Source organism: Salinirubellus salinus (genome assembly GCF_025231485.1).
GTDB classification, from domain to species: domain Archaea; phylum Halobacteriota; class Halobacteria; order Halobacteriales; family Haloarculaceae; genus Salinirubellus; species Salinirubellus salinus.
Genome location: NZ_CP104004.1, coordinates 162385 through 179361, shown reverse-complemented (window position 1 = coordinate 179361; position 16977 = coordinate 162385). Strand labels below are relative to the sequence as shown.

The 16977-nt window shown below is 63.4% G+C and carries 14 protein-coding genes; 11 read left to right on the top strand and 3 right to left on the bottom strand.

All coding sequences use genetic code 11. The features are described 5' to 3' along the window. Nucleotides 1-48 precede the first annotated feature (48 nt). Together N0B31_RS22245 and N0B31_RS22240 are read left to right on the top strand one after the other, a co-directional pair. On the top strand, nucleotides 49-435 hold the full coding sequence (locus N0B31_RS22245) for a hypothetical protein (RefSeq protein ID WP_260644080.1): 387 nt from the start codon (nucleotides 49-51) through the stop codon (nucleotides 433-435). Next, nucleotides 432-1211, top strand: a complete 780-nt coding sequence (locus tag N0B31_RS22240; protein ID WP_260644079.1) for a DUF7982 domain-containing protein — start codon at nucleotides 432-434, stop codon at nucleotides 1209-1211. The genes N0B31_RS22245 and N0B31_RS22240 overlap by 4 nt, the downstream gene beginning before the upstream one ends. A gap of 26 nt (nucleotides 1212-1237) precedes the next feature. Here N0B31_RS22240 and N0B31_RS22235 read toward each other — a convergent pair whose 3' ends face one another. Genes N0B31_RS22235 through N0B31_RS22225 form a run of 3 tightly spaced genes read right to left on the bottom strand, consistent with a single transcriptional unit; the run spans nucleotide 1238 to nucleotide 3813 of the window. Then, entirely contained in the window at nucleotides 1238-2383 is a 1146-nt protein-coding gene (locus N0B31_RS22235; protein ID WP_260644078.1) for an ATP-binding response regulator, read from the bottom strand. Nucleotides 2384-2433: 50 nt separating this feature from the next. Further along, on the bottom strand, nucleotides 2434-2898 hold the full coding sequence (locus N0B31_RS22230; protein WP_260644077.1) for a response regulator: 465 nt from the start codon (nucleotides 2896-2898) through the stop codon (nucleotides 2434-2436). A 6-nt stretch (nucleotides 2899-2904) separates the two neighbouring features. Beyond that, nucleotides 2905-3813 carry a winged helix-turn-helix transcriptional regulator gene (locus tag N0B31_RS22225; RefSeq protein WP_260644076.1) on the bottom strand — a complete coding sequence of 303 codons (909 nt, stop codon included), beginning with the start codon at nucleotides 3811-3813 and terminating at the stop codon, nucleotides 2905-2907. A 204-nt stretch (nucleotides 3814-4017) separates the two neighbouring features. Between N0B31_RS22225 and N0B31_RS22220 the strand changes: the two genes are divergently transcribed. The 9 genes from N0B31_RS22220 (at nucleotide 4018) to N0B31_RS22180 (ending at nucleotide 16913) form a co-directional block, all read left to right on the top strand. After that, nucleotides 4018-5562 (top strand): lipopolysaccharide biosynthesis protein, encoded by a 1545-nt coding sequence (locus N0B31_RS22220; protein WP_260644075.1) that lies wholly within the window; start codon nucleotides 4018-4020, stop codon nucleotides 5560-5562. Nucleotides 5563-5603: 41 nt separating this feature from the next. Then, a complete protein-coding gene (locus tag N0B31_RS22215) occupies nucleotides 5604-6644 on the top strand; it encodes a hypothetical protein (protein WP_260644074.1) in 1041 nt (346 codons plus the stop codon). A 65-nt stretch (nucleotides 6645-6709) separates the two neighbouring features. Then, nucleotides 6710-8143 carry a sulfatase gene (locus tag N0B31_RS22210; RefSeq protein ID WP_260644073.1) on the top strand — a complete coding sequence of 478 codons (1434 nt, stop codon included), beginning with the start codon at nucleotides 6710-6712 and terminating at the stop codon, nucleotides 8141-8143. A 5-nt stretch (nucleotides 8144-8148) separates the two neighbouring features. Continuing rightward, entirely contained in the window at nucleotides 8149-9351 is a 1203-nt protein-coding gene (locus N0B31_RS22205) for a glycosyltransferase family 4 protein (RefSeq protein ID WP_260644072.1), read from the top strand. 71 nt (nucleotides 9352-9422) lie between these two features. Further along, nucleotides 9423-10538 carry an FIST signal transduction protein gene (locus tag N0B31_RS22200; protein ID WP_260644071.1) on the top strand — a complete coding sequence of 372 codons (1116 nt, stop codon included), beginning with the start codon at nucleotides 9423-9425 and terminating at the stop codon, nucleotides 10536-10538. Then, complete coding sequence (locus N0B31_RS22195; protein ID WP_260644070.1) at nucleotides 10535-13288, top strand: PAS domain-containing sensor histidine kinase; 2754 nt, start codon at nucleotides 10535-10537, stop codon at nucleotides 13286-13288. Before N0B31_RS22200 ends, N0B31_RS22195 begins: the two co-directional genes overlap by 4 nt. Nucleotides 13289-13382: 94 nt before the next feature. Next, on the top strand, nucleotides 13383-14255 hold the full coding sequence (locus N0B31_RS22190; RefSeq protein ID WP_380628610.1) for a glycosyltransferase family 2 protein: 873 nt from the start codon (nucleotides 13383-13385) through the stop codon (nucleotides 14253-14255). A gap of 65 nt (nucleotides 14256-14320) precedes the next feature. Next, nucleotides 14321-15091 carry a glycosyltransferase family protein gene (locus N0B31_RS22185; protein ID WP_260644069.1) on the top strand — a complete coding sequence of 257 codons (771 nt, stop codon included), beginning with the start codon at nucleotides 14321-14323 and terminating at the stop codon, nucleotides 15089-15091. Then, complete coding sequence (locus N0B31_RS22180) at nucleotides 15003-16913, top strand: ArnT family glycosyltransferase (RefSeq protein ID WP_368389264.1); 1911 nt, start codon at nucleotides 15003-15005, stop codon at nucleotides 16911-16913. The genes N0B31_RS22185 and N0B31_RS22180 overlap by 89 nt, the downstream gene beginning before the upstream one ends. The last annotated feature ends 64 nt before the right edge of the window (nucleotides 16914-16977 follow it).

Genomic DNA, 16977 nt, shown 5'->3' with positions numbered 1-16977 from the left:
CACCAGCGGCGTCGAAGACCCACACGACCCTCACCGTACATCCTGTGCGTGGCGCTCGTAACTGTCCTTGCAGTCCTCGGCCTCGGTATCGGTGGCCTGCTCGTGGGCGTCGTACTGCTGGTCGGGAATCGGTATCCCCCGACGCCGGTGATGGTCGGTTTCTTGACGGGAATGGTGGTACTACTCGCTGGCTCCGGTGTCTCGGCGCTTACGCTGGCCACAGGTATCGTGGTCGTTCTCTCGCCACTCGTGTTACCTACGGAGGATGGCTTCTCTCGAACCCACCGCTACCTACTGGTCGGAGCGGTCATGATTGCCCTCCCGATGCTGTTCATCGTGCTGACCGCAGGCGTTATCTGGCCAGCTGCTATCGTCGTCAGCGCAACGCTACTGGCCGCCGGTGTCGCGGTCTACTGGTACACGGTACCGATATGAGCGCCGAGAGAGGAGTCCGCACGGTGGTCGCTCGCTGGAGGCGTCTGTTCGCTCGGGCATCCACGCTCCAGATCGCCCTCGGGTTGCTTGCAGGACTCTCGATGCTTGCTGCCCTGCCGCTTTCCGGCCAGCGGGCGCTTCTCCTCTCCGTCGCAGCCGTCTGTCTGTTGCTCGCCGCGTTCGATTACGCGATGGACGGGTCGGGAAACGATCTTCACGAAGCGATGCTGACCGCTCACACCGAACTGATGGCCGACATCGAGCGCGAACTCCATCTCAATGATGATGGGTGGTACGTGCCGACGGAAGCCGGCGAGGTTCGGCGCTGGTACGCTTCCGCAGAGGTGAACGCCTCCCCTCCACCTGTTCCGATTCCTGCTGGAACGTTCCACGACGGCGAGATAGCCGGCGTATCGGTGCCTACGGTCGGGTGGGCGCTGGTAGAACAGACACAGGAGGCACTCCCGTCCGGTGACGCTGACGAGGCAATCGAGGAGGCACTTGGCCTTTGCCAACGAACTGGGCTCGTGACCGAATGGGAAGCCGAACGTCGCAGCGGCGACGAGAACGCCGAAGCGATGTTCGATATCCGGGTGCGATCCACCGCTGTACGGCCCGAAGACAGCAGTGACGGCTTCGCCATGTCTCTACTCGGTACTGTGGTGGCTGAAATAACCGGGCGTCCGGTTCAGGTGGTAACGGGTGAGACAGAGCGGCGACCACAGACAGTCACGGTGAGAGTGCTGTCAGGCGAACAGCTAACGCCCTCTTCGTGACGAGACACGTCGGGACAGAACAGGTGCTACGTCGAGGCCGGGACGAACCCGAGTTTGACGACAGCTCCCCGCGGTGTGTTGTCCTCGATCCGAACCACACCATCATACTGGTTCATGAACTGCTTGACGAGGTACAACCCGATACCCGTGCCGTCGGCATCACTGGAGTAGGCTTTCTCCATCACACTGTCTTTCGTCCCGTCGGGAATCCCCGGGCCGTTATCAGCGACGCTCACCCAGACGTACTCCTGCTCAGTCCCGCCATCCGCCGGTGTCGCGTCCAGTTCGGCACCGGCAACACCGGGCAGCTGGACACTGATTTCGAGGGTCGGGGTATCGGTATCGTTGTGATCGATGGCGTTCAGCAGGACGTTGCGCAACACCGTCCCGAGGAACTGGTTGGCCTTCACCGACACATCCGGAGGCTCCTCAGCGGAGGAGATGGACACGGATTCGTGGTTTTCGCGCAAGCGCGTCACCTCGGCGTCTAAGACCGCCCCGAGGTCGACGGCAGTGAGGTCTGCAGTCTCGTCTTCGAGCGTGCTGACCAGCTCCCCGACGGATTTGGTGAGCGATACGATGTGTTCGCCAGCGTCCTCGATGCGGTCGAGCGAGCGTTGTTCACTCGGGGTGTCCGCTTCCAGCCCACTCGCCCACCCGAGAATTATCGAGGCATCGTTGCGGATTTCGTGCCTGATGAGCCAGTTGAGGACGCTCAACTCGTTCCGTTGGCGTTCGATCTGCTTCGTCTGTGCCTTGCGGGTCTGCGCGTAGGTGACTGTCTTGTTCAGTACCCGCGGCGTGACGTGATCCTTGATCAGGAAGTCCTGTGCGCCCGTGTCGACGGCTTCAGCGCCGAGTTGCTGGTCACCGACGCTCGTGAGGACGACGACGGCCACATCCGGGTCGGCGGCCACGACCCGCTCGACGGTTTCCAGCCCGGCTGAGTCGGGGAGAGTCAAGTCCAGCAGGACGACATCGTATGCCTGTTCTCCGTCGGTGAGTTCCACAAGCCCGGGTTCGAGCGCAGCAACCCGTTCGACTGCCATCGGGGTCGCAGTCGGATTGTTGACGGGGTCTGCTTGAAGCTCCTGCAGCATCGTCACATATAATTGTGCGTCGCTGTCGCTGTCTTCGACCAGTAAGACCCGTCTCGTGCCCGAGGTATTCACACTACTATTGGGGGGAGATAAATATAGAAAACTTCGGGTGTTTCGTTTGCTCACGAACGCTCGGAAACATGCCTCACTCTTTTGAAAAATCCGCACACACCAGCTACACGACGACGGTATTCTGGAAACTCCATTGGCTTGTGGAGATACAGGTTCGCCCCGAGGTCATACGCCCGTAAGATGTCCTCTTCGCTCCCGCCGCCGCTGAAGACGGCGACTGGCAGTTCGTCCAACCCGAACCGTCGACGAACGGCCACTAAAATCTCGAAGCCAGACCCATCTGGAAGATTGATGTCGAGAAGAAGCCCACCGGGGCGGACGGCCTCCCCGGCATCCACCGCGTCCAGATGTGCGAGGAATGACTGAACGGAGGCGAACCGTGTTGGCTCGTCTACGCACCCGCTCTGTTGGATCGCCGTCTCGATCATCATCGCATCGGCATCGTTGTCCTCCACGTAAGCAAGGCTACCGCAGTCCCCCCCGTCGCGAGTATCGGGATAGCCGTCTATGCTCATGTATGTTCAGTCGTCAGTGTCGGTGGCCCCATCCGCAAGGAGTTCATCTATCGAGTCGGCATCGGAGAGCGAACGCCATGCATCCCGGTCTTCCAGTTCCTCCTCCCACTCCGCGCGGAGGGCTTCGAGTTCTACTTCTGCCTGCTCGTACTCCGGCGTCGTCACGACGGCTGGCCCCTGCGTCTCCCTGACGAACTGGTGGCGGTGTTCACGCGCCTGAATCTTCCGCCCGAGCGCAGACAGCTCGTTCATTCGGTAGAGCAGGTTGACCGCATCGAGCAACTCGTCGTGTTTTGCCGGCTTGCTGAGCAGCATGTCGACGGGGAGTTCGGTGGCGGCCACCGACACGTCCGCCGAACTCAGAAACGCCGTCGGGGGGCAGATACCAACACGTCGTGCGTTCTCGACGATTTGGTCGCCGGTCATGTCGGGCAGGTGCCGGTCAATAATTGCCACGTCGATGCTGTCGTCGAGTGCCTTCCGGGCGCTATCGCCATCGGTTGCCGTGACGACTTCGTACTCGGTGCCGAGCCACGAACTGAGGAGTTCGACCTGTCGCGGGTCGTCGTCAACGACGAGTACCCGCGGGAGCCCGCGGCTCTCGACGTACTCGTTATCCCAGTCGGCCGTCGCCGCGATGAGCGCGTAGAGGTCATCACCGGCGGGCGTCAATGTGTATTCGACGCGGCGAGGGGACTCCTGAAGCACCTCTTTGTGGAGTACGTCACGCTCGATGAGGTCATCCACGTTGTTCGAGAGGACTTTGTTCGAGATGCCGCCGAGTCGGTCTTTCAGCCCCCCGAATCCCGTCGCCCCGTGTTCGTGGAGTTGGACGATGATCTGTGGTTTCCACTTCGTACCGAGCAGTTCGAGCGCGACGGAGTCAGCCGGGTTCTGGTTCGGGTGGAGAGTCATGATGTGATCGGGCCGCTTGCTTGTCTGTGAATGGGGGCTGTTGGTGCTATCACGATATTAACTTCAAGGTAACCCTCATGCGTTACTTTGAGGTAATCTATTTAAATACAAAACGCAGCGGGGTCGGTAACCCATGCGCTACATGCGCGTGTAACCTTGAGGTTCGATGGTGGGTATGCCTCGTTTGGCAGTAGTAGTGTGTGAATGGGCACTACTCCGGACGAGGACTCGCCTGCGTCTCTCGGTAGCAGCGCTTCGACCGTCCTCCTCGGTATCGTCGTCGGGAGCGCACTCGCGCTCGCTGCCGAGACGTATCTCGCTCGCTCACTCACACCGGAGGTGTACGGCGCCATCGCGCTTGCCTATACGCTCATCTATTCGCTCGGCTTGCTCCTCGGGAACGGCATCGGTGATGCAATTGCCCGAACGCTGAATAGCCGGGGGGGCGAAGGCTCCGGGGCAGTCGTCGGGAGTGGCCTCATCATTTCACTCACCATCGGGGGCTTACTTGTCATGGCCGGGTATGCTGCCCGGCATCCGCTAGCCGAGGCACTCGGTGAACCGGCCCTCGCCACGTACTTACCGTGGCTCCTCCCGTTCGGCGTATTGTATCCGCTCGGACAGGTGGCCTTCGGGACGATCCGTGCAGACACCAACTCGAAGGCGGCCGTCCTCGTCCGGGATTTCGCCCCTCGTCTCCTCGGTATCGGTGTTCTCGCTGTCACTGCCGCGCTCGGGGCGAGTCTGTTCGGAGCCGTCGCCTACTGGTTGATGTTCCCGAGCGGTATCCTCCTGTTCGGGTTCGGGTATCTTCTCGTCCGACAACGGACTCGCACAGAACCGTTGATGGCGTACCCGGATGCCGACGCACTGGGGACGGTCTGGAGTCATGCGTGGCCCCTTGCAGCCTCGGCGTCGATGTTTATGCTCCTCTCGACACTCGACGTGCTGATGATTGGCGTGTTCGCCACGTCCAGTGAGGTCGGGTTCTACCGTGCGATTCAGCCGCTCCGACAATCCACGACGTTCGTGTTGTCGGCGGCCAGTTTCGCGTTTCTCCCACTTGCGACTCGCCAGTTCAGTAACGGGCGGCTTGACAGTCTCGGGGAGTTGTTCACTGTCTCGACGAAGTGGATCGTGACGGCTACCCTGCCGCTCGCACTGCTGTTCGTCTGCTATGCGGAGTCGGTCGTGCTGTTGCTGTTTGGGGCCGCGTACAGCCCGGCTGCGCCCGCGCTGGCTGTCCTCACGGCCGGACTCTTTGTTCGGGCGCTGACTGGATTGGACGGTGATCTGGTGAAGGCTATCGACCGCCCACGGGTCGAACTCTGGACGGCGGCTGTCGGCGTCGGAGTTAACGTGGTGGTGAATCTGTGGGCGATTCCACGCTTTGGTATCCTCGGGGCGGCTATCGGGACGGCAATCGGATACGGCGTCTACAACGCGCTCGAACTGGTCGTCATCTACCGGGCGGTCGGCGTCCACCCCTTCTCTAAGGCGACGACGGGTGTTGTCGTCGTGACGGTACTGGTGGCGCTCGCCGTTCGGGCCGTGACTGGTGGCAGCGTCGGCGTCGTCACGTTGGTCGCTGCCGGTGGTGTTATCGGCCTGAGTGCGGTCGGCGCCCTGTTGATGATCGGTGATCTGTCCGAGGCGGAGATAGGGGCACTCACGCAGCTCGAACGCCGGACGGGGGTGCGCCTCCTGTGGCTCGTCCCGACCCGGAATCAAACAGGTACGAACCCATGACACGAAACAACACAGACGCCGGGGCTAGCACAGCGAGTACGATGTGGCGACAGCGAGCCGCGGGGTGGCTCAAACCACTCACCGTTGTCTGTCTTGCCGTCCTCCTCATCGGGACGGTCAGTCTGCCTCTCACCGCGGTCTCGGCTGCACAGACCGATGGAGGCGAGGGAGAAGCTGCGGGGAGTAGCGATAACAGCGGCGGATTGTTCGGCAGTCTCAAGGCTGCTGTGGATCGGGTCTGGTGCTGGGCGTTCGGCTGTTCGGAGCCGGTCGTCGTCTCGCAATCAGAAACCGTCGTCGTCGAAGAAGGTGCCCCGACTCGGCAGGCAGAGTCATCGCTTACACAGACGAACGCGCCAGCTGATACAGCGGCAAATGCGACCACGAATGCGACCGTTGTAGCAGGAGGGAATGGGAGCATCGGTGAAGTCGTCTCCGACACGCCGGCTGGTGGAGGCGCGGACGCCGTCGAAGGAGAGGCCGCTGGAGCTAGTGGCCAGCAATCAGCCGATTCACCCCGCATCGTCCGAGTCGTCTCCGGAGGCGAAGCAACGGCCGCCCCGTGGTGGTGGCTCCTGCTCGTCGCACTATTCATCTTCGCGACACTCGCGCTCATCGGCCTCGCCCTATACCGGCGCTTCGGGCAGACGGACGCCAAACCAAAGCCGGTGATGTACCCCGCGACACTTCGCCCCCGGGTCGTCCACTCGAAAGCACCCTACACCGACGGTGGCGCGAACACCGATCCGCCCGGAGCGGCTGACACGCCCGGGCCGACACCGGTTCGGCTCACCGACGCGAGAGCCGCGCTCGATGACGGCGCGACAGACCGGAGTGTGACGCTCGCCATACAAGCACTCGGCAACGCGAGCGAACAGGAGCAGCGAGGAGGCGATCACGAGGCGCTAGTCGCCTCGTGGCAATCGACCGCTGCTGAGATACCCGAGTTATCCACCACCCTCGATCAGCTCACCACCAACTACGAGCAGGCCACGTTCAGCCCACAGCCCGTCCCCGAAGCAGAGGCGATGACCTGTATCGAGACGGTCGAGGCACTCCTGACGACGGCCGGTGACTCGTAGGTTACACCGGCGCGTTACTCGGAGGCTCATACCGGGCGTTATGTGTAGGGTTGCTCGTATACAGTATGAGCAGCCACCCGGACACTGGGACTGCGGATGACGGCCACCGGCAGGCCGAGAACGCAGACTCGACTGTTCTCAGCGCGATCAAGTCTCTTGCCCACGAACAGTCCGATGCAACGGACTTCGACACCGCCGAGCCGGAACACGTCATTCTCCTCTCGGTTGACGCGCTCCGGGCCGACCACCTCGGTTGTCACGGCTACCACCGTGACGTGTCACCCACCATCGACCACCTCGCAACAGCCGGCATCCAATTCAGTCGAGCCTACAGCCCGAGTTCACACACCCGGGAGGCCGTCCCCGCCCTCCTCTCCGGGCAGTACCCGAGTACCGCCACCACCGACCGCTTCCGACGGAATACACAGACGATTGGCCACCTGTTACAGGGCACAACGGCCCGCTCTGCGGGTATCCACTCCAACCCGTTCGTCTCGGAAGGGTTCGGCTTCGGTGATGGGTTCGACCACTTCGACGACGACATGCTCGTGGGCGGGCACTGGCTGACCGCGCTTGCACAGCGGGCCGTGGACAAACTCCGCAACCGCCACTACGCACGGGCGGAGACCATCACCGACCGCGGTATCGAGTTCCTCCGATCACAGGCCGTCGAGGGAGGCCGACCGACGTTTACGTGGCTACACTATATGGACGTTCACGGCCCCTACGAGCCGCCGGCCGAGTTCCGTCGCAGGTACGTCGCGGATCGGGTCACCGATGCCGAGGCGGCGCGGCTCTACAAGCGGGCGATTGCCGAGCCGGACTCGCTCACCGAGCGTGAGCAGCAACTCCTCGTCGATCTTTACGATGCCGAAATCAGGTATCTAGACGCGAACATCGGCCGCCTGTTGGACGAACTCTCCCGACTCGGAATCAGAGACGAGACGCTCATCCTGCTGACCGCAGACCACGGCGAAGCCTTCGGAGAGCGCGGCTACTACGAACACCCACGTTTCCTGCCACACGAACTCACGCACGTCCCGCTCATCGCCACCGGCGCGGGCATCCACTCACGCGAGGCGATTCGGGCACCCGTCAGCACGCTCGATGTCGCCCCGACGGTCGCGGACGTGTTCGGGGTCGAGTACGACGGCCCCGGGAAGTCGCTCGCGGCGACGACCGACCAGCCCGACCCCTACCGTGTCGTGTTCGCACAGGCACGCGGTGAGGGTGAAGATACAGGCATCCACCGGTATGCCGGCTACCGGGCTGGCGGCGTCGCCTACGCCGAAGTCGATACCGAGACGGATGAGCGCGTGTTCGATGCGGGTGTCCAACTCACGCTGAAGGCACGTCTCGATGCTCACATCGACACCGACGGCTACATCGGCGCGACCGACGCTGGACAGTCAGAGGCGAGGGATGTCGGGCAGACGGAGAACGAAGGCGCGGAAGACGACGTGGCCCACCGCCTGCGGGCGCTCGGGTACGTGGAGTGATCCAGATGGACATCGCATTCGTCTCCAACGTGGTCTATCCGGACGTGACGGGCGGCGCGGAGAAGCGCATCTACGAGATCGCCCGCCGCCTCGCCGCGAAGGGACACACCGTCACTCAATACAGTAGGCACTACTGGGACGGCCCCGAGCGCATCGAGCGCGAGGGAGTCATCTATCAGGCTATCGCGCCGGGGAAGGAACTATACGCTGGTGACCGGCGCTCGATTCCGGAGGCCCTCGACTTCGGTGTGCGCACCGTCCCCGCGCTCGCTCGTGCGTTCCGCGACCACGACATCGTCCATGCGTCGGTCTTCCCGTACTTTCCCGTCCTCGGAGCCGCAGTCGCCAAAGCCGCGGTGCGGGGAGATGCCGCGCCACTGGTGACGACGTGGCACGAGGTCTGGCTGGATTACTGGGAGGAGTATCTCGGGCGACTTTCCCCGTTCGGCAAACTCGTCGAACGGTACACTGCCCGGGTCGGCCAACACCCCATCGCCATCTCCGAGCTGACGGCACGACGGCTGAAAGACCTCGGTCGACCACGCGAGCAGACACATATCGTCCCGAACGGAATCGACGTGGAGGGCGTCCAAACGGTGACACCGGCTGCCGACGGCTACGACGTGCTGTACGCTGGTCGGCTCATCCCCGAGAAGAACGTGGACGTGACCATCGAGGCGTTCGCCCGCGCCGCACAGAACGACCCCGACATCCGCTTGGGTATCATCGGTGACGGCCCCGAGCGCGAGGCGCTCGAACGGCTCGCGTCGGGAATGGCTTGTCGTGATCGCATCGACTTCCTCGGGTTCCTCCCGGAGTACGAAGACGTGTTGGGCCACATGCACGCCGCAGACGTGTTCTGCTCCCCCTCCGAGCGTGAGGGATTCGGCATCACGTACATCGAGGCGCTCGCGGCAGGGTGTACGGTCATCGGCGCCGACCACCCCCGGAGTGCGGCCTCGGAGGTCATCGGAGACGCCGGGCTGGCCGTTCGGCCGACGACGGCGGCGGTGACACAAGCCCTCTCGCGGTCGCTGTCCGGCGTTGCGGCGACGACGCGCCCCGAGCGGCGGGCCGCACAGTTCGACTGGGATCGAATCGCGGCACAGACACTCGACGTGTACCGGGCAGTGCTGGACGAAACGCCGGCCGCCCGACAACCAGAGCCGAGGCGGACGGGCGTCGAGTCCACGGTGCTATCGGACTGAGTCGAGGCCCCACCCCAAATCCCCGGTGGGCTCAAATACGGCTTGACCCTTTGCATATATACTCAACGACAATGGAACGAAGATACGTCACGACAGGGGACTCGACACAGAAAGCACTCGCTGAGCTGGCGGAGACGGAGAACGTCACGGCAGTCTTCGCTCTCGTCGCGGAGTCGGCCGCGGCGCATCGAGAGGAGTTGGCCACAGCCGGAAGCGAGACTGACCTCACACTGTTCGGCGGCATCTTCCCGCAACTCATCGTCGACGGCGTCGCCCGCGAGGAGGGGACACTCCTGCTCGGCCTATCGCAGGCCCCTGAGGTGACCTACATCACCGGGCTGAGCGATGCCGAACAGGATTACACCGACCAACTCCCCGACCTGCTCACGCGGGGATTCAAAACGGCGTTCGTGCTGGTCGATGCGTTCGCCAGCCGGACGGACGCCCTCATTCGCGCCCTGTTCGACACCTACGGCGTCGAACTGAACGTCCTCGGTGGCGGTGCAGGGTCACTCTCGATGGAACAACAGCCCTGCCTGCTGACCGACGAAGGGTGGCGCGAGGACGGGGCGCTCATCGCCGCGACGGTGGCGAACGGGAACGTCGGTGTGCGACACGGCTGGCAGGAGTTCGCCGGGCCGTTCCGCGTGACCGGCGCCGAGGGGAACGTGGTCACCCTCCTCGGTGACGAACCGGCCTACGACGTGTATCGTGAGGTCGTCGAACCCGACGCGGGTGTGGAGATCGATGCTGACAACTTCTTCGAGGTGGCCAAGTCCTACCCGCTCGGGTTGAGTCGTTTCGACGCGGAGAAGATCGTCCGTGATCCGTTCGAGCCGACCGACGATGGCGGGCTCCGCTGTTTCGGTGATGTGCCACAGGGGTCGTTCGTCCACATCCTGAGGGGCGACCCGGCGTCACTCATCGAGGCGGCAGGCGAGGCTGCGGATGCGGCCCGGGCAATCGAGCTTCCCGGCGGTGGCCCCCGGTCGACGCTGTTTTTCGACTGTATCTCGCGGGTGCTGTACCTCGAATCCGAGTTCGAGCAGGAACTCGCCACCGTCGCAGACGATGGCGATGCCCCGCTCGTCGGGGCGCTCACCATCGGAGAGATAGCTAACTCCGGGCGTGAGTTCCTCGAACTATACAACAAGACAGCGGTCGTCGGGGTCGTCGACACCTTATGAGTGGCTCGTCACCGACCTCCCCCGAGCAACTTCAAGTCCTCTACGAGATTGCCCTCTCCATCGGTCGTGGAGAGACCCTTGCCGAAGTCGCAAAGACGGCGCTCTCTTCGTATCTCCGCCGACTCAACTGTTCGACGGGCGGTGTCTTCGAGCGATATGAGGAGGATGGAGACGTTTCGTACCGGCTCGTTGGGGGGATTCCTGCGCAACCGGCATACAACGAAGCGTTCGAGGCTGCGACACAGCATCTTGACCACGATGACGAAGCCGAGGTCGCCCCGTTCCGTGAGCGCCTCCCGCTTTCTGTGTGCCACGGCGCGGCTCACTACTACGTCTTCGACCTCCCTGAGTTCGGGGTGCTGGTGATGGTGAAGAACGGGCCACCGCTCGCCCCGGGGACGATTGCCGCGCTCGACCCGCTGAACCAGAAGCTCGCGGATGCGTGCTGTAACCGGCGGGTCGAACAGGAGGCAGCACAGACCCGCGAGACGCTCCGTACCGTCCTCGATACGATTCCGCAGGAGGTGTCCGTCAAGGATAGCGACGGGCGGTATACGCTGGCCAACGAATCGGCAGCCGCCGCCCACGGCGTTCGTATCGAAGAACTGGAGGGAGCGACGGACGAGGAGTACGCCAGAGCGAGCGCCGACCGCGACGTTCGGGCCACGGACATGGAGGTGATCGAGTCCGGCGAACCGCGACGAATCGAGGACGAGGAAATCGTCGATGCCGATGGACGCACACGGACGATTACGACCGACATCGTACCGCTCGAACTCTCCGGGGCGGAACGGCGGGCACTCGTCGTGGCGACGGATACGACTGAACGCACCGAGCGCGAGGCGGAGTTGCGTCGGACACAGGCAGAACTCAGAGCTGAGCGGGCACGACTCCAGACGTTATTCGACAGCGCCCCCGAAGGGGTGACCATCCACGACGCCGAGGGCACCATCTTGGAGGTCAATCAGACGGAGGCCGACGCGCTGGGATACGACAGAGAGACGCTCATCGGCATGAATGTAGCGGAGATCGCCGTCGGCATTACGAAAGAGGAGCTGACGCAGATTTTTGCTGATATGGAGGTGGGGGAGACGGTGGAAGCCATCGCTACTCATCGTCGGGCCGACGGAACGACGTTCCCGGTCGAGGTGTGGGTAGCCAAAGTCGGAGTCGAGGGGCGCGACCCACAGTTCGTCGCCCTCGACCGCGACATCACCGAGCGGCAGGAAAAGCAGCGCCGACTCGAACGCCAGCGTGAGCGGCTCCGTATCCTCTTCGATGAATCACCGGACAGCATCGTCGTCCACGATGCCGATGGAAACGTCTTGGACGTGAATCAGGCGCAGTTGGACACGCTTGGATACGACCGTGAGACACTCCTCGGGATGAACGTCGCAGAGTTCGAGGTCGGTCATACACTCGATGAGTTGCGCGAGATGTGGGCCAGCATCGAAGTCGGTGGGATGTTCAAGACCGAGGGTGAACACCGCCGGGCCGACGGGACGACGTACCCAATCGAGGTCTGGGTCAGCAAAACCGAGATCGATGGCGAGGTGCGGTTCATCGCTCTTGACCGGGACATCAGCGAGCGGATCGAGCGTGAAACCCGGCTCAAGCGCACGAATACCGTTCTTCAGACAGTTCTCGATAGCCTCCCGGCGGGCGTCCTTGTCGAAGACCCGAACCGTGACATCCTCACGGTCAACCGGCGTCTTCTCGAACTGTTCGGGATGGAGACACCGACGGACGCACTCGTCGGTCTGGACTGTGAAGCGGCGGCCGAAGACCTCAAACACACCTTCGCGGAACCGGAGCAGTTCCTCAGTCGTATCGACCACCTCATTGAGGCCCGAACACCAGTCACCAAGGAGCCACTCACGCTCGCAGACGGGCGGAAGTTAGAACGCGATTACGTCCCGTATGAGTTGCCGGACGGTGAGGCGAGTCTGTGGATGTACCGCGACATTACCGAACAGGCACAACGCGAGGCCGACCTCCGTGAGACGCGCAGGCAACTCCGACAATCGAACGAGGAACTGGAGCAGTTCGCGTATGCAGCCTCACACGACCTGAAGGAGCCGCTCCGGTCGGTCAGTAACTACCTCACCCTCCTCGACGATCTCTACGACGAGGGACAAACCTTCGACGCACAGGCCGAGACGCTCATCCAGAACGCCGTCGGGGCGACGGGACGGATGCAGTCGATGATCAACGCACTCCTCCAGTATTCACGGGTGGATTCCCGTGGTGGCGACCTCGAACCGACCGCGCTCGATGCGGTCGTGGAGAAGGCGGAACTGAATCTCACGGTACGGATCGATGATGTTGGGGCGACGGTCACGACCGAGCCACTGCCGACGGTCAGCGGCGACGAGCGACTTCTCATCCAGCTGTTCCAGAACCTCATCGACAACGGCCTGAAATACAACGAGTCTGCGAACCCCCGGATCGGCATCACCCCCGGCGAGCCGGTCACCAGTATCGACCCGCCGGAGCCGGTGGCACTCGATGGGGGTACGTCGTGGCATCACATCCGCGTCGAGGACAACGGTATCGGAATGGACGCCGACGTGGCCGACCGAGCGTTCGACGTATTCGAGCGGCTCGGACAGACCGGCCAGAACGGAACGGGCATGGGGCTGACGCTCTGTCAGCGTATCGTCGAGTACCACAACGGGGCCATCTGGATCGAGTCTGCCCCCGGTGACGGCACGGTCGTCCACGTCTGTCTCCCCGCTGCCTCTGCCTGAACGCCCGCCGGCTGGCGGGTGGTTTCCACCATACGTACCCGAGTGAGTTCGAGGCTACTGTCTCCCGATAGATACCCCCTGCCTTTACTCGGGTATGTCACAGCAGCAGACCCCCGACCCACAGTCGGAGATCGATGCGGCTCTCGCAACGCCCGAGACGCCGACCGTCCCCGATGAGCGTGCCGGCGCGAGTATCCGTGAGTCACAGAGCGGTCGGTTCACCCTCTGTGGCCCCGCCTCGTCGGTCGACCCGGTCGTGTCAGTCGTCATCCCGACGCTCAACGAAGAGGAGGGGATCGAAGAGGTGATACAGGCCGTCCTCACGGCGCTCCGCGAACTCAATATCTCTGGTGAGATCGTCGTGGCCGACTCCTCGACTGATCGGACGCCCGACATCGCCCGCAATCACGGAGCCATCGTCACCGAGCCCGAGCGCAAGGGCTACGGTGCAGCGTATCTCGATGGCTTCGCTACAGCACGCGGAGACATCATCGCAATGGGCGATGCGGACACCACTTACGACTTCACCGAGCTGCCGAAGCTCATCCGGACGATGCTGGAGACGGATGCCGACATGGTGATTGGCTCCCGCCTCGATGGTGAGATTCTCCCGGGTGCGATGCCACCGCTCCACCAGTACGTCGGCAATCCGCTGCTAACGCGGATGCTAAACGCACTGTTCTCCGCCGAGTTCTCCGACACCCACTCCGGCTTCCGCGTGTTCACCCGCGAGGCGCTCGATGCAATCAACCCGCAGACGACGGGGATGGAGTTCGCCTCGGAGATGCTGATCGGTGCCGCCCGCGAAGACCTCTCGGTAGAGGAAGTGCCGATCACCTACCACCCGCGGGTTGGAGAAGCGAAGTTAGAGAGCTTCCGCGATGGCTGGCGGCACGTCCGCTACATGCTCGGTGAGTGGGGCGGCAACGTCGCCGCCGTGCGGGCACTGGCTGGGCTGTTCGCCTGAACGTACTGACGACAGACCACCCACCCCACACCGGCTCTCGCCGGGTCTACACCCCTCACAGTCCGATGCCAGACAATACAGACCTCGCTATCGTCCTGCCAGCCTACCGCCCACCAATCGACCGACTGAGCGAGTATATTGAGGCCCTCGATACGCGACTCGCTCCCGGCCGAATACATGTCCCGTTCGACGGCGTCAAAGATGCCGACCCGCGGATTCGCCGGCTCGAACGGGCCGGGGCGACAGTCTCACGGTCGCCTGAGCGACAGGGGAAGGGAGCGGCGCTCTCCGGCGCGTTCGACCGTCTCGCAACCTCCTTCGACCGCCTGTTGTTTCTCGATGCTGACGGGAGTACCAGCGTCGAGTCCGCCGCCCACCTCGCAGAACAGGTCAGTGGCAGCAGCCCCACGCTCGCAATCGGCTACCGTCAACTGCCACAACAGGCCGAGAGACAGACCCGGACTGGATATCGTCGCGTGTTCAGCGGTGGGTATCGCCATCTCGCCCACGCAGTTCTCGGTATCGACGCTCGCGACCCACAGTGCGGTGCGAAGGCGATGGATGCGAGTGTCTGGTGGCAACTTCGCCCGACGCTTCGCAACACCGGCTTCGGGTGGGATACCGAACTGTTGGCCATCGCGGCGGCCGCAGGGATACCTGTCAGCGAACATCCGGTCGAATGGGTCGACCAGCCCGGAACGACAGTCCGGGTGACCGACCCCGTTCGGATGCTCGGACAGTTGTTCAGTGCCCGCCGCCGGGCGTCGAAGACACCACCTCGCCAGCCAACACCGGCTTCGCAGACGCCGAGGCTGCGGGTCGCCGGCCGTGACTGATCTTCAAAAAGCGGTCACACGCCGTCTCTCAACAGCGCATGGCAGTCGGGCGCTGACGTGGGTCGGAGCGGGCCTCCGCTCACCGGCCGCGTGGCTCACCCTGCTCGGGTCTTTGTTGTATCTCCCGGGGCTCGGCGGGTACCCTCTTCGGGGGTGGGACGAGGCGATTTACGCGACTGCAGCCCGCTACGCGCTCGAACGGGGGGATTATCTCGTTCCACACCTCTACTGGCTTGCGTCTAACGGCGAGATCGTCTACGAGCCGTTCTTGGAGAAGCCACCGCTGTCGATGTGGCTGATGACACTGAGTATGGGCGTGTTCGGGCCGTCAGAGTTCGCAGCCCGACTCCCGCAGGCGCTCGCTGCGACGGCCGTCGCGCCGGTGTTGTACCTCGGGACGCGCTCGTTGCTGGGACGGAGACGGGCGACGATAGCGGGTGGTCTCTGGCTGACGACGACGTTCGTCGCGACGGGGAACAACGCCGCCCGCTTCGGGGGGACGGACGCGCTCCACACCCTCTTCGGAACGGTGTTCGTCTTCACGGTCTGGCGGTTGGTCAGCACGCAGTCGGTAACAGAGGCAAACGGGGGGCTGTCCCGTCCACACCATCGCCCACGGGCTGCGTTCTGGGCCGTCGGAGTGGCAGCCGGCATCACGCTCCTCATCAAGGGGTTCGCCGCCGGGAGTTTCGTCATCGCCGTCCTCCCACTCGCCCTCGTCCGCTGGCACGTCTTCGCGCGGCACTGGCAAGCGACGCTCGAACTCATCGGTATCACGATCTCGATTGCGGTGCCGTGGGTGTTGCTCGCGTACCTCCGCTACGGGGAGACGCTCGTCAATGAGCTGATCCGTGAGCAGGTACTCGCGCGGGCGACGGGAGACCTCGTGGAAACGAGTTTCGAGACGACGTTTGCGTTCATGCGCTTTCCGTACTTCCGTGAACTTCCGGCGCAGTTCGATCCGTGGATATACTTCCTGTTTCCGGCGGTCATCTGGAGCATCTGGTACGGAGTGTATCGTGGGGACGATAGCCGCGTTACGACCGATGGGTGGTTGCTCTGGTGGGGGGTCAGCACCGTCGGTGTCTTCGTCCTGACCGGAAACCACGGGTGGTACCTGCTTCCAGCGTTCGTGCCCGGCGCGTTGCTGGTAGCCGGGCTGTTCGACGATGCGCTTGCCGGGCGGCTCGGGGCACTAGCTGGTGTCGCTGCGGGTGCGACACTCCTGTTGCTGTATTCGTTCAGACTGGCCGGCATCTCGCCGGTGGCGAGTGCAAAGCCAGCGATACCGGTGACAGACGGCGTTCCGTTCGTCGTCCTGACCGCCCTCGGGACAGCCGCGGTGTGTCTGTACGGAGCGTACACACACACCGATAGCGTCCTCACAGCCCCCGCTGCCGCACAGGGAGTTCTCAACAGCCGGTTAAGCAGGGTACTGCTTGGGCTCGTTCTCGTGGTCGGGGGGGTTGCAGTCGTCGGGACGTCCGCGAACACGGCGGGAGCCTCGTACAACGAACAGGGGGCGTTCGCACTCGCGCTGAACGAGCAACTCGATTCCGGCGAGCCGGTGTATCTCACCCCAACGGCGACCGAGCAACTCGCGTTGTTTACCTTCGGGTTCTACATCGACGCGCCGTTGGCAACTACCCCCGAGACGCCACCGGATGATGGATACCTCGTGGCCGTCGAACCGGCACCAGACACGGTGACGCCCCCGGCGGTTGCCGGTGGGGCTGAGGCAGCCGTCGCTGTCGCAGTCGAACTCCCCGACGGGCGGGTACTAGTCGCGTATGACCTCGGCGCGGTCAGCCGGTCACCCTGAGATCACGCTCGATTGTATGCCTGAGGTTAACGTGTTGACTCATCCTGTGTGAGCGTGTGTGGAG

Excerpts from the sequence above, each read along its gene's own strand:
- N0B31_RS22240 (WP_260644079.1), top strand. The coding sequence starts at position 432 with ATGAGCGCCGAGAGAGGAGTCCGCACGGTGGTCGCTCGCTGGAGGCGT.
- N0B31_RS22230 (WP_260644077.1), bottom strand. The coding sequence starts at position 2,898 with ATGAGCATAGACGGCTATCCCGATACTCGCGACGGGGGGGACTGCGGT.
- N0B31_RS22225 (WP_260644076.1), bottom strand. The coding sequence starts at position 3,813 with ATGACTCTCCACCCGAACCAGAACCCGGCTGACTCCGTCGCGCTCGAA.
- N0B31_RS22220 (WP_260644075.1), top strand. The coding sequence starts at position 4,018 with ATGGGCACTACTCCGGACGAGGACTCGCCTGCGTCTCTCGGTAGCAGC.
- N0B31_RS22215 (WP_260644074.1), top strand. The coding sequence starts at position 5,604 with ATGTGGCGACAGCGAGCCGCGGGGTGGCTCAAACCACTCACCGTTGTC.
- N0B31_RS22210 (WP_260644073.1), top strand. The coding sequence starts at position 6,710 with ATGAGCAGCCACCCGGACACTGGGACTGCGGATGACGGCCACCGGCAG.
- N0B31_RS22205 (WP_260644072.1), top strand. The coding sequence starts at position 8,149 with ATGGACATCGCATTCGTCTCCAACGTGGTCTATCCGGACGTGACGGGC.
- N0B31_RS22200 (WP_260644071.1), top strand. The coding sequence starts at position 9,423 with ATGGAACGAAGATACGTCACGACAGGGGACTCGACACAGAAAGCACTC.
- N0B31_RS22195 (WP_260644070.1), top strand. The coding sequence starts at position 10,535 with ATGAGTGGCTCGTCACCGACCTCCCCCGAGCAACTTCAAGTCCTCTAC.
- N0B31_RS22190 (WP_380628610.1), top strand. The coding sequence starts at position 13,383 with ATGTCACAGCAGCAGACCCCCGACCCACAGTCGGAGATCGATGCGGCT.
- N0B31_RS22185 (WP_260644069.1), top strand. The coding sequence starts at position 14,321 with ATGCCAGACAATACAGACCTCGCTATCGTCCTGCCAGCCTACCGCCCA.